The organism is Paenibacillus whitsoniae (genome assembly GCF_003955665.1).
Lineage (GTDB): Bacteria > Bacillota > Bacilli > Paenibacillales > NBRC-103111 > Paenibacillus_E > Paenibacillus_E whitsoniae.
Map to the genome: position 1 here is coordinate 49,198 of NZ_RXHU01000033.1, position 12,687 is coordinate 61,884.

Annotated in this window: 8 protein-coding genes; 2 read left to right on the forward strand and 6 right to left on the reverse strand. The window is 51.1% G+C overall.

Going from position 1 to position 12,687, the window contains the following annotated elements; translation table 11 throughout:
• Positions 1-15: 15 nt before the first annotated feature.
• Entirely contained in the window at positions 16-1,440 is a 1,425-nt protein-coding gene (locus EJQ19_RS12310; RefSeq protein WP_241242868.1) for an MFS transporter, read from the forward strand.
• Positions 1,441-1,562: 122 nt separating this feature from the next.
• On the opposite strand, the gene EJQ19_RS12315 is transcribed toward EJQ19_RS12310, so the two are convergent.
• Positions 1,563-2,795: a glycoside hydrolase family 130 protein gene (locus EJQ19_RS12315; protein ID WP_126141522.1), complete on the reverse strand. Its 1,233-nt coding sequence runs from the start codon at positions 2,793-2,795 to the stop codon at positions 1,563-1,565.
• A gap of 151 nt (positions 2,796-2,946) precedes the next feature.
• On the opposite strand from EJQ19_RS12315, the gene EJQ19_RS32830 reads away from it, so the two are divergent.
• Positions 2,947-4,293 carry a glycosyl hydrolase family 28-related protein gene (locus EJQ19_RS32830; protein ID WP_126141523.1) on the forward strand — a complete coding sequence of 449 codons (1,347 nt, stop codon included), beginning with the start codon at positions 2,947-2,949 and terminating at the stop codon, positions 4,291-4,293.
• Between the two features lie 73 nt (positions 4,294-4,366).
• Here the strand turns inward: EJQ19_RS32830 and EJQ19_RS12325 are convergent, their stop codons facing one another.
• The 5 genes from EJQ19_RS12325 to EJQ19_RS12345 all read right to left on the reverse strand — a co-directional run bounded on the left by EJQ19_RS12325 (position 4,367) and on the right by EJQ19_RS12345 (position 12,667).
• On the reverse strand, positions 4,367-5,527 hold the full coding sequence (locus EJQ19_RS12325) for a helix-turn-helix domain-containing protein (protein WP_164716504.1): 1,161 nt from the start codon (positions 5,525-5,527) through the stop codon (positions 4,367-4,369).
• An 84-nt stretch (positions 5,528-5,611) separates the two neighbouring features.
• On the reverse strand, positions 5,612-9,040 hold the full coding sequence (locus tag EJQ19_RS12330; protein WP_126141525.1) for a hypothetical protein: 3,429 nt from the start codon (positions 9,038-9,040) through the stop codon (positions 5,612-5,614).
• Positions 9,041-9,144: 104 nt separating this feature from the next.
• A complete protein-coding gene (locus EJQ19_RS12335; RefSeq protein ID WP_241242869.1) occupies positions 9,145-9,867 on the reverse strand; it encodes a carbohydrate ABC transporter permease in 723 nt (240 codons plus the stop codon).
• Positions 9,868-10,034: 167 nt separating this feature from the next.
• The gene (locus EJQ19_RS12340) at positions 10,035-10,955 is read right to left on the reverse strand and encodes an ABC transporter permease (RefSeq protein ID WP_126141527.1); all 921 of its coding nucleotides are present in this window, start codon (positions 10,953-10,955) and stop codon (positions 10,035-10,037) included.
• 197 nt (positions 10,956-11,152) lie between these two features.
• A complete protein-coding gene (locus EJQ19_RS12345; protein WP_126141528.1) occupies positions 11,153-12,667 on the reverse strand; it encodes an extracellular solute-binding protein in 1,515 nt (504 codons plus the stop codon).
• Between the last annotated feature and the right edge of the window lie 20 nt (positions 12,668-12,687).

The following is a 12,687-nucleotide window of genomic DNA, read 5'->3' on the forward strand; positions in this document are numbered from 1 at the left end:
AAATAAGTTATAGTTATGGAAGGGGCAGGTGTTTTCATTATGACAGTGCCGTCCGCAGCGAACTCGCGTTTACGAGAAACCCCGGTTTCTCTGTTGCTTTGTTTCACTATCGTTCTCGTCATTATGAACACCATGATGTTCAATTTGGCGCTTCCAGGCATCTCGGCGGAGTTTGGGCTCAGCCCTTCGACGGCGTCCTGGATTGTGACGGGCTACTCGATTATTTTTGCCATTTCATCGATTACCTACAGTCGTCTGTCCGACTTTGTGCCGATCCGGCGGCTTTACCTGATCGCCCTGCTCTCCCTCGGCGGCGCCTCCATTCTCGGCATGTTCTCGAACAGCTTCGCCCTGCTGCTGATTACCCGGCTGCTGCAAGCGTCCGGCGCAGGCGCAATCCCTTCCCTCGGCATCGTGCTTGTGACCCGCTACATTCCCTTATCGCGCCGAGGCAGGGCTATGGCTGCCATTCTGTCCGCCGCTTCGCTCGGCCTCGGGCTCGGCCCCGTCGCCGGCGGTTCGATCGTGCAGTATTTGGGCTGGCACTTCCTGTTCGTCATTACCGGGCTGACGCTGCTGCTGATCCCGATGTTTCTAATCCTGATTCCAAAAGAAACGCCCGTCCGCGGCTCCTTCGACGCCATCGGCGCCGTGCTGCTGGGTGTCGGGACGACCGGCCTGCTTCTGTTCCTGACGTCCCGAAGCGTACTTGCACTGCTGGCCGGCCTGCTTGCGCTCGCGCTGTTCACCCTGCGCATCCGTAAGGCCGCGCAGCCGTTTCTCATGCCCGCTCTCTTCGGAGATCGGCCTTATATGGCGCTCAGTGCCATCGGCGTCTTCTCGTACATGATTTCCTTCGGCTTTCTGTTCCTGGCGCCGCAGATGCTGGCCCGCGTGTTCGGGCTGACGCCGCTGATCTCAGGGCTGCTGCTGTTCCCCGGCGCGCTGCTCGCCATGCTCGTCTCGAACCGCGTCGGCCGCATCATTGACAAGTACGGCAACGCGATGCTGCTGCGCTTCGTGCCGTGGCTGCTGCTAGCCGCGACCGTGCTGCTGGCGCTGACCGCCGCTCACTCGTACTACTGGATTGCGGCGCTCTATATTCTCGTCAGCGTAAGCTTCACCGCGCTGTCGAGCTCGGTGTCCAACGAACTGTCGCGGCAGCTGCCTGCCGAGCGCATCGGCTCGGGCATGGGCTTGTTCCAGCTTTTGCAGTTTTTCAGCGGCGCCTTCGCCGTCGCGCTGTCGGGCAGCGCACTCGTCTGGCAGAAGACGCTGCCCTTGCCGAGCGCTTTTGACAACATTATCTGGGGACTGGCCGGCATCGCCTTCCTGACGATTTGCAGCTCCCTCGTGTATATGGGCTATTCGGGAAAACGCAAATCTCCTGCAGGATCTGACAGCACCAATGCCTCGCTCGCGGCAATCGATCACGGGTAAGCCTCAACAAAAAAGCTGGACAGCTGCACCGGAATTCGAATTCCGGTGCGGCCGCCCAGCTTTTTTTGCATTGCCCTCAATACGGGACGTGCCTGCTGCACGTCATTCGCTTCTGTCTGAAATCACTTTTTTCCATGTGGGCCTCCGCCCGCATCGAATTGCTTCACATAGGCTACAAGCTCGGCGAAATGAACCCAAGCCATACCCACCTTCTGGTCTGCAGCCCCGTATGACATAATCAGCTCGTCTTTCACTATAATGCCACCTGTTGTAAACAAGCAAGGGGTAGGATAGTCGGTTGGCATCTCCCAAGCCTGCTGGGCATACATCAAGCGCTCCGAGCATCGATGCGTCACAACAGGGAAATCATTATCCTGCTCGCGTACGATCATGAAGGATTGGGTATAACCAAAGTGACTATCCTTCTTACCGTGATAGGAAACAAGCCATTCCTGATCTGAAATCTTAATCGGTGCCCAGCTTGCCCCGATCCGATTGTCCTCCCAATGGAATTGGCTGGTTGCAAGCAGTCGATGGGTTGCACGATCCGTTGCGAAGTCCTCTAACTTCTCCGCTGCAGCGAGATAGATCGACGGCTTCTTCACTTGTGAGCCTTGCGGGAATAAGGCAGGCTCCATTGGACGATGAAGCATGACATACTGTCTTTTTCCGTCAATCCGCATACGCTCCGGGAACAGAAACACATCGCGGTTATCGCTCACATGCCCTTCCGTTAACGGACACACATAACGAAATGCTTCCTCATATCTCCTTGCTTTCAGCATCTCGAGATCCACCTTATACAGCACGGTTACTGTATGGTTGGTACGCGCTGCCACCCGGAAAGGATCGTTCCCTTCTGTCTCTGTCACCCAATCGGGCACATAGTCATTGCGGGTATCAATAAAGGGGGCGCGGTCAATAAGCCAATACGGGCCAGGCGGAAACAATCGGCAAGCCACGGACAGATAAAGCTCATCTTCCACCAAAAATAAGCGCGGATCCTCGATGCACCCGTTCGCATAATCACGAACCCGGTTGCCGTGGATGTCCGTGATGAAGATGTCGTCCAACTCCTCATTCAGCGCAGGGGCAAGGGCAGGCCGGGTAAAATCAGCCTCCCAGGTTTGGCCCAGATCCCTGCTCACCGCGTACCCTAAAAAAATCGGATACGGGTCGTGCTTGCCCTCCTTTCGCTTGTGTGACCACGGACCCGAAGCACGAAAAAGCATGTGCAGCTCATCGGAGGCCGGATCGCGAATAATCGCGGGATTAAGCACCATTTGGCTAGCCCACTCGCAGCCGGGTACCGGTTCAAGCACGGGCTGCGGAGAATATCGAAAATGCGGTTTCATTCCTGAAGTTCCTCCTTACGTTCTATGAATGCTTACGAATTCAACGATTTACTACACTTTGACCGGAGATCTTGTAAAAGCGCTTCCATCCCATACAATCGGAGTGCTATGCTCAGGGTGAAGTCCAACCATAAAAGGAGGAATTCGTGTTATGGAATCAAGTCGTCCTATCAGCAGAAGAAAGCTGCTGTCTGCACTCGGAGCAGCAAGCATTGGCATGGCGGGAACAACGTTATTAAGAGGAACCGGATCAGGCACCGCCTATGCGGCTGCTCCCGCCGATTGGGTGAATGTGAAAACCGACCATGGTGCCTTGGGAGACGGAATCGCCGATGATACTGCTGCGATTCAGGCTGCCGTAAACGCAGCGGCTTCTTCGGGAGCTGTCGTCTATTTCCCTTCCGGCACCTATAAGGTAACCGGTACGATTACTGTTGGGGCTGTCTCCCTGCAGGCCTCCTTCGGCGCCACCATCAAGCATAAGCCTGCGAATGATACGACCGATTGTCTCGTCATCAGCGGCCTGAATGGCGGAAGAACGAAAATTTCCGGTCTGCAAATCAAGGGCTTGCAGGACAGCCACACCTTCGGCCGCGATCTGATTCGCATCAACAAGGGAGACTACGTCACCTTGGAAGATTTGTACCTTGACTCCGCGAAGCGTGATGCCGTTCATATCGAACCAAGCCAGAGCGGGTATTGGATTGAAAACACGCTGATGGTCAATGTCAAAGTACAATCCCCGCAGAGAGACGCTTTCCACTATGCTATCCCCGCGAGCCTGGCCACCGCTTTTATTAACCAGACGACGATGATCAACTGTGAAAGCAGGTCCGCAGTGCGCCATGCACTTGCGCTATTTAACGGCAATGAAGCGACGGCTTCCAACAAAATCAGCTGTTTAAAGGTGCTCAACTGCGAATTGGCCGGTGCCGGTTCCACGGCCGAACCGCTTGTTAAGCTGAGCGGCTCCTTGAACGGCGGCGATATTGAGAACATTTCGTTCGAGGATTCGGCAATTGAGGACACGACCGCTTCAAGAACGGGCGACGCCATCCTCATTACCGGCAAAATGTCAGGGTTATTCCAGTTCAATAACAGCATTCATTACGGCACCGCCAGCGGAATTACCGGGTTTGAGCTTTTTCCGCACTACTATTACCGGAATGTGGTAAGCTCAGCCAATGTGTCCGTATACAGCTCGCATATGGGCATTTACAAAAAATACAGAACCGCTACACTCGCGCAAAATGCCTTTGAGGATACGTACCAGCTTCAGGATGGAGAGATTATTAAAGGTTATGTGCTTGACCGCTTCAACAACGGGGGCTGGTACGCCGAGTTCACCTGTTGGGACACGTCGAGGCTGTTTGTTGCCGTACAGAATAACGTGACAGTCACCTTAAACGGGTCGTCGGTCCGATTAACGAATACCTCCGCTAGCTCTGCCTCCTTGGAGCTGTTCCTGCAGCGGGTGACGAAAGATACCGCCTTCTGAAGCTATACGACTCAGCCGCCTGCCCTTATGAGCCGGCGGCTTTATAGACATGTAGGTTGCCTCTGGAGAAAATTCACGATCTTTTCCGGTATTCGCTGGGTGTCAGCCCAATTTCGCCCTTGAATTGGCGATGAAAATAAGTCATATTGCTGTATCCCAGCTGATTCGAAACTTCATAAATTCTTAAGGTCGGATCCTGCAGCAGTTGCTTGGCTCTCTCCATTCGACTCCGGATGAGATAGTCGCTGAAGCTGATCCCGGTGCTTTCTTTGAACAAGGCGCCCAAATAATTAGGGGAAAACGCAAATACATTCGCTACTTCACGCAGTGTGATTTTGCTGTCTAGATGTTCATGAACATACTGCTGCATTTGCGCAATCAGCTTGCTCTGCCTCCGTCTCTCCCGCATCACGTGCAGCTCGGATATTTCAAACAAGGTTCTTCTCGTCCATGCTTCGATATCGGAGATGGTTTCGAACTGAAGCAGTACGTCAAGCTGCTTATATTCCCGCCCTAGCAGCTCATATAGGCTCCCCTTCACGGTTCGAAGGCTCATATCCAGCCTGGAGAGGATTTGTATACATACGTTATACACGGTCATGTGATTCTCCGTCGCCCGGACCAACTCGAACAGCTCCTCCAAGCGATCGACAATGCCAACCAAATCGTAGGCCATGATACATGGAAAAAGCCGGCTAAGCACATCATCCAGCTGTGCCGTGTCCATAGCCGGCTCTTGCGTCGTTTCTCGGGCAGCAAGGACTTTGCCTTTGCCGATAAACATTTTGCAGCCAAGGGCCTCTACGGCCTGATTGTAGGATCGATGGATATCCTTAAGATCGGTTTCCGTTTTCCCGAGGCCGATGGTGACCGAGATCGGGTGGTTCTGTTTAACGTGCTCGATAAGCGTCACCAAAGTCGTCTGCGCTTCCGAATGACTCATGCACAAGATGGCGGCCATCCGGTGCTCGGCTGTGCGGCCCCATATCCCGATCCCCTGCCGATGTAAATATGCGCTGATCGATGCCATTAGCTTCCGGGTAATTTCTTTGCGCTTCTCCGGTGTGTACTTGTTGAGCTTCCAATTCACATCGTCTATTTCGATAACGGCCGCACACCATTGGTCGGAGCGCATGGATAGCGCATATTGCGCCATGAACCCTTTGATTTGCCCCTCCTCGGCTCCTCCCTCCAGCAGCCTGTAAATCAGTTCATTTTGCAGTACGTGATACACGATCATCTCTCCCCCGACAATCATGCAAATTCTGCATTGGCCAATGTTTACACCGATTGGGACACGCTCGAACTAATCACGACATCATTGAGCTACCGCGAGGGCGGCGCTATCTCGGAGCAAATACCCAGCTGCTATGGCGGCAATATGCTTGCCGCTTTGCGCCTGAACCTCGTGGATGAATGCGCCCAAACTCGCATGATTCAGCTTCTCGGTCAAGCTGCCTGCGATTCCGCCATTGTCAATCCAGCCCATCCCTCTGAATTTGACTACAAGCGCACACAGCGAATCGATGCTCGCTATTGTGGTAAACGTTACGCTCATGCTTCCCTCGTTCCCGTTCAAGTCGCTCGCTGCGATGTGTAGATGATGTTGACCCGGGTTGAATTCGTAGAGCGGAACGCTCGATCCCTGTTGTATGGGCTTCCCGTCGATCGACAGGATCGTTTTTGTATCGTCAACTCCGGACATAGCATCTGTAATCGTCATCTGCGGAAGCAATTCATCCACCGTCCTGTAAACGCTTCCCTCAATTGGCTCAGTAAGCGTAATTGTTGGCGCCGCGTCGTCCGACAGCTTGAAGCTTATCGTTTTTATCGCTTCCTCGTTGTCGTTTTCATCGATTGAATGATAGCTTATTGTATACGTGCCCTCCCGATCATAGGTTACTGGGGCTCCATACACCTGCCAAGTGACGCCCCCATCCGAGCTAAATTCCGTCCTCCCTCCCCCGGGCGTACTGCTCGAAGTAACAAATCCCAGCGTAACGGGACTTGCGTAACTGCCATTTTGCCCGTTAGGCTGCGCAGGTGTTAATACAGCCGTTGTCTCCGGACCCCGGGTCGTGACGGAAGCATCATGCACTTGCTCAAAGCCGGGATTGGCGGTTTTCATGACGTTAACCATATCTGTATAGGGCTGATCCTGCTGGTTGACTAGCCCGATATTGTAATTCTCACCGTCTTTACGGCCTGGAACCGCTTGATCGTAATAAGAGAACCAGCCGGATCCGACAAATAACGGATGGGAGAGCTGCGCCTCCACGAACGACTGAAAGGCAGAACCTCTATCCGCTGTACTTGCTACAGTCGTGGCGGCATTGACGGGTGACAATCCATGCTGGGTCGTACTAAACGTGTACTCCAGATTCAACAACGGCTTCCCGAAGGACTCGTATCTCGAAATCCAGCCCGGACTGTTGCCGTATTCGTCAATCGAGAAAGCATCGACAAAATCCATGGCCGCCGAATCCCAGTCCAGACTGGTCCGCCAAGTAGGCACGACAGAAACGCCTAAGAATAAATGGTTGGTATCATATTTCTTAATGATATTCGTGATGGTTGTAAAGTAAGTTCTGGATGCCAGCTTGATATAGTCCGAAATGTCCGCCGTAGGCACTTTAGCGATATTGATCGAAACTCCTTTAAGTTCGGCAAACGAAGCTGCGCTTGTACCCAGAAGCTGATTAACAGCAGCTAGGTCATTGTTATACCGAGGCGCCAGGAAATCGACAAAAGCGCTCTTAGCGGGGGATGCCGCATCATACGTCAGCACTTCCTTCACGATCTCGCTGTCCCATCCAGCCTCGTTATCATAGGTATACCCGATCAGCCAAGGATCGTTTTTCGCACCTTGAAGCTGGTCTTTCAAAGCGTTTTCGATGATCGATTCGTTCTGCGGATTAAACACGTCGTACGTCCATTGAATCCGTTTTAAATTGCCCGGGTCCTGCAAAACCTGAATATAGGGGAACGTGACATTACGCGGCTTGGTCCATTTGCTGAAGGCATTAAAGCCCCAGTCGATCAGACGCTTTTTCGTCATATCTTCCCACTTCGCTTCGAAACTGCTACCATATTTCCTCATCGCATTGGCAATGACGAAGCTGACACGTTCACCGTTGGAATCATTGACGTAGGCAGATGCATACGCTGTCCGGTCAGGCAGTTCCTCGAACACATGCTTCGGTGTGCCATCCGCCTTTTTCAACGGAGTCCCATATCCCCACTCCCATAAGCTGGCGGCATCAACGCCTTTGAGAATAAATTTGTACCCGTCCGGCGTAACAAACCACCATTTATTATCGATTTTTTGGAGTCTGAAATAGCCGGTGGTTTTATATTGTCCCCCTTCTTTAATTCCGCCGAACCGATCGTATTTGGCCGCATCCCAAGCCGCATTGGAGAGAGCATTCGCCTCATTCGCATATTCCTGCTGCAGCTGCGTGTCAGAGGTAATCTTGCCCGGCCAATCTTCATAATAGAACTGCCCATACTTGTCGATCAGCAAAGCGTCTTTACTAAGTTCAAGCCTCATTTGTTCAGCCGTCAGCGCAGGACCTGAATTGGTGCCAACCTCGCCCGTCCCTTTAAAAATTTGGACCTCGGTGAGAGGAATATGCTGATACGCATGCGGACGCTTAATATCAATAACAATAAATCGGGCTGTTTTGTTTGCCATCGGAATATTGACAGCATAGTTCCACGTAGAGCTGGGGCTCGTCGAGGTGATGCCCGGTGTTCGAATATGCTTGTCAGCCAGATAGTAATACTCGGTTAATGCCTCCGGACGGTATTTGACCGTAAATTCCTTGAACCCCCAGTTGGCGTTGGGTGAGTTCAACACGAGGTTGATGCTGTCGATCGGATAATCCTTCAACAGGTCAAATACGACCTGCACAGTCCCTGGGGTCCCCGTTCCATTTCCGGTGAATCCGGCATACGTGGAGTTGGATCCGTCCATCAGCACGCCGCTTTTGGCGGACACCAAGCCGGTTGCTCCTTTATCCGGAGATCCCCCGTCATTCGGGGCAACACTGTAGTAATAATTGCCGGTTTTTAACAAATTTTCCGCAGCTAGGGTGTCTTTCGTGAATTCAAGCGCCATTTGCTCCGCAGTCAGCGCAGGTCCGGGATTCGCACCCGGCTGCCCGGCCCCTTTAAATATTTGAACCTCGGTGAGGGGAATATGCTGATAGGCGTGCGGGCGCTTAATATCGATAATAATAAATCGGGCCGTCTTGCTCGACATCGGTACGTTAACCGAATAATTCCAGGTTGAGCTGGGACTCGTTGAAACGATGCCTGGTGTTCTCGTATGCCGGGTAGCGATATAATAATTTTCCGAGTCCTCCGGTCGATATTTGACCGTAAGCTCCTGAAAGCCCCAATTGGCATTCAGCGAGTTTAGCACGACGTTGATACTGTCAAGCGGATAATCTTTCAATAAATCAAATACAACCTGAACATTTCCGGGTGTACCTGTGCCGCTTCCCATGAAACCGGCGTACGTTGAGGTCAATCCGTCAAGCAGAGCGCCGTTGTCTGAAGATACTAATCCGGTTGCTCCCTTATCGGTCGTTTTGCCATCGTTCGGGGCTACGCTGTAGTAGTAGTTTCCTGTCTTCAGCAATGTACCTTCCCCAAAAGCTTTTCCCACAGGAAGCAGCCCTGCAAGTAAGAGGAATGCCAGCAATACGGTCAATACACGTCTCGGATCGTAAAATTTCCCCATGTTTAGACCTCCTTTGTAAAATTAGAAACACACAAGCAAATTAGATCATTGTGCTTCGAACCTTCCTATTCTCCCTCCTCCACTCGTAGTAAACATTCGCCGCCTTACCCTTTAACGGCGCCAATCGTCATCCCCTTGATGAAATAACGCTGCAGAAACGGATATAAGAAAATGATTGGCCCAATTGTGATGACGACGGTCGACAGCTGAACACCCGTAGCGGATACGGGGATATTGATACTGGCATTTAGATAGTCCATGTTCTGCGAATTGGATATGATCCGTCTTAGCATCATCTGCAGAGGGTGATTCGCAGGATTATCAATAAACATCAGCGCATTAAACCAGTCGTTCCAGTAAGAAAGCGCATAGAACAGTGTGATTGTTGCGATGACCGGCTTGGAGATCGGCCAGATGATCCGATAGAAAATATACAGCTCATTCGCGCCATCCATCGTCGCCGCTTCATTCAATTCGTAAGGCAGCGTGCGAAAGTAAGATGTCATCAGGAAGGCATTAAATGCAGAGAACATGTGCGGTAAAATTAATGCCAATAACGAATCGCGCAAACTCAACCAGTTCGAAATGAGCAAATAATAGCCTACGAGCCCGGGTGCAAAAAGCATCGTGAAATAAATGTAAAAAGAAAGCGCACTCCGGTACTTCACCTTCTGATGAGCGGCCACATAGGCGAACATCGAAGTTAAGAGCAGGGCCCCTGCGGTGCCGACCACCGTAACAAAGATCGAAACAAAAGCGCTGCGGTACACCTGGCTGCCATGAAATAAGAAGCGGTAAGAATCGAATGAGAATGCGGTAGGGAGCATTTGGAACCCCCTAACAATTTGCTGTTCCGCTGTGAATGATCCGATGTACACAAGCCAGAAGGGAATGAAGCAGACCAAGGCAAAGGCGCCTATGAAGCCATACGCCACGATAGATATGGCCAACTGGGAACGATCACGCTGTTTGATTAACAATCTCAAGCACCTCACTAGAATAACTTCGAGTCGTTATCAACCCGACGAACAACCCAATTGAAAAAGAGAATCGTAACAAAGCCCATTACGGATTGGAATAATGCGACCGCCGCCGCATTGCTGTAGCTGTTCATATTGGAGACATCCCGTAAGGAGCGGTACGTATATGTATCGATGACATCCGTTGCCTTGAAGAGCAGAGAATTATCGCCAACGATGCCATAAATCAGTCCGAAGTCGCCGTAAAATATTCTCCCAAGAGCCAGCAGCGTCAGTACGATGATGGTCGGTCTCAGCAGCGGCAAGGTAATATGCCAGATCTGCTGCCAGCGCCTGGCTCCATCTATTTTGGCACTTTCATAATATTCCTCGGAGAACCCGGTTAAGGTAGCTAAATAAATGATCGACCCCCAGCCTGCTCCCTTCCACACGAAGATGAGTGTCAACAGAAGCGGCCAAACGGATGGTGTCTGAAACCAATAGATCTCGTTGAAACCGAAATTCTTCAGCAGCCGATTGATCATCCCATCTTGTCCGTTAAAGAAGTTCATGACCATAAGGTTGACAACGATGATGGAAATAAAATGCGGCAAAATCACGAGCGATTGCGCCACCTTCTTGAAGAAGGCTTGCCTGATCTCATTCAGCAGGAGCGCGATGAGCAGCGAACATACCGTGCCTGCCACAATAAATAACAGATTCAAATACACGGTGTTCACAGTCACTTTAAACCAATCCGGTCCGGTGAAAAAAAACACGAGATTGTCGAGTCCTACCCATCGACTTCCCCAAAGCCCCTTGGCGGGAATAAATTGTTTAAATGCCAGTACATGAGCTGTCATCGGCAGATAAGAAAAAATAAAGACATACACAATTGCAGGAAGCGCCATAGCATAAAGCCACTTGTTCCTCCTGAGTTCCCGCAAGATACTCATGATAAAATTTTCTCTCCTTTCGCGTGTATTTGTATCTTACTCACTCAGGAATCCGCTCGCATAGTCTTGCTTTTATCAAAGAGTTTGAACCGTAACAGATGAAGGAGGTGTGAATATTACTTATAGAGCAGGTACGAATTTTACCATTAAAAAAACCGGAAGCCTTAAACATCGGGGCCTCCGGTTGGTGAAATGGATTACTTCTTACGGTTTGCTAAAAACGTATCCAGCTGTTTTTGATACTCAGCCTGGATTTTCGTAACGTTGGTATACGCCTTTTCTTTAAATTTCGCCAAGCCTTCTTTCGGCTCTACAAGCCCCATCACGATTGGATCGTAAAGCTCCTTGCCAATATTGCCGAGCTGCGCAACTTCATTGGAAACAGGGCCCGGATCGAACGTGAAGCCAGAGAGAATATCAGCCGTAAAATTGCCAGGATCCCGCTGCCACTTGTTCAGCTTGATGACATCCTCGGACAAGCTTGCATCAATACGGTCGAGCTTAGGGTTCCAGCCCCATGCGAATGGAATTCCGGCATACGTGTTGTCCTTCATCGGCTTGTACAGGCCAGGACCTGCGTCTTCCCAGTTTTTTCCTTTAATCCCGTATGCCAGCAGATCGTAGTTCTCCTGCTTATTCAGCCAGTTGATAAACTGAATGGCACGTTCTTTGTTCTTGCTAATCACAGGCACAGCAATATAATTCCCAGCCTTATAGGTCGAGCTGAGCTTCATGCTGGGATCGTACAGGCTGAAGGCTTCCGAAGACGATCCTGGAACTGCCTTCTCCAGCGCCGTAGATGTACTAAGGTTTACACCAAAATCATTAAATGTCGAGACAGCTGCCTTCCCTTTGGCAAATTCCCCGTTTCTGAGAATAAGGGCATCTCTGGCCATAACCCCATCTGTATATAACTTATGATTCGTTTCGTAATTCTTCATGATCTGGGGATCCATATTATCAAAGATGTTATACACTTTTCCGTCATTGCCCTTTGTATACAATCCAGGGTAGCTGAGCACAGGCGCTATATTGGTTTTGGGATCCAGCATGCTTGCCTGCTTTAAGCCAATATGCTCCGTACCGTTTGGTATGAACGGTGTAATATCCGGCGCCTTTTCCTTCACAGTGTACATAAACTTGATTAATTCGTCATAGCTCTTGATCGGAGCGACCCCCAGCTTTTCCCGGATGTCCTTGCGAATGACGAACGTCCACGGCCGAATGAAATTCACTTCCAGCGGTACTGCGAACAGTTTGCCATTCACCTTGTTGGCGTCCATCATTTGCGGAGAGCGGGTTCCCTTGATGTCAGGCCCATACTTGTCAATCAGTGCATCAAGCGGTTCATAGAGACCGGCGGCAATGTTTTGCGTTGGATTGTTATCCCAGATCAGATCGTAGTCTTCGGCTGAAGACAGGGCAACTTGACGCTTGGTGAGCACATCCGACCAGGGGATGAACACAACATTCAGCTTCACATTGAGTGAGCCCGACAACCGATTCTCTATCTCTGTCTTCACTTCGTTCCAGTTGCCCGGCGGATCTCCGGGGAACATGATTTTCAGTGTAACCGGACTGAGCTGAGCGTCAGCCGCCGCCGGTTTGCCGGTTTCGGACGGGGCCGCTTTATCCGTGCTGCAAGCGCTGAGTACCCCCGCCAAGATCATTGAGGCTGCCGCCAACAATAACGCTTTCTTTCTTTGCTTCATTTGTGTAACCCTCCTATTCA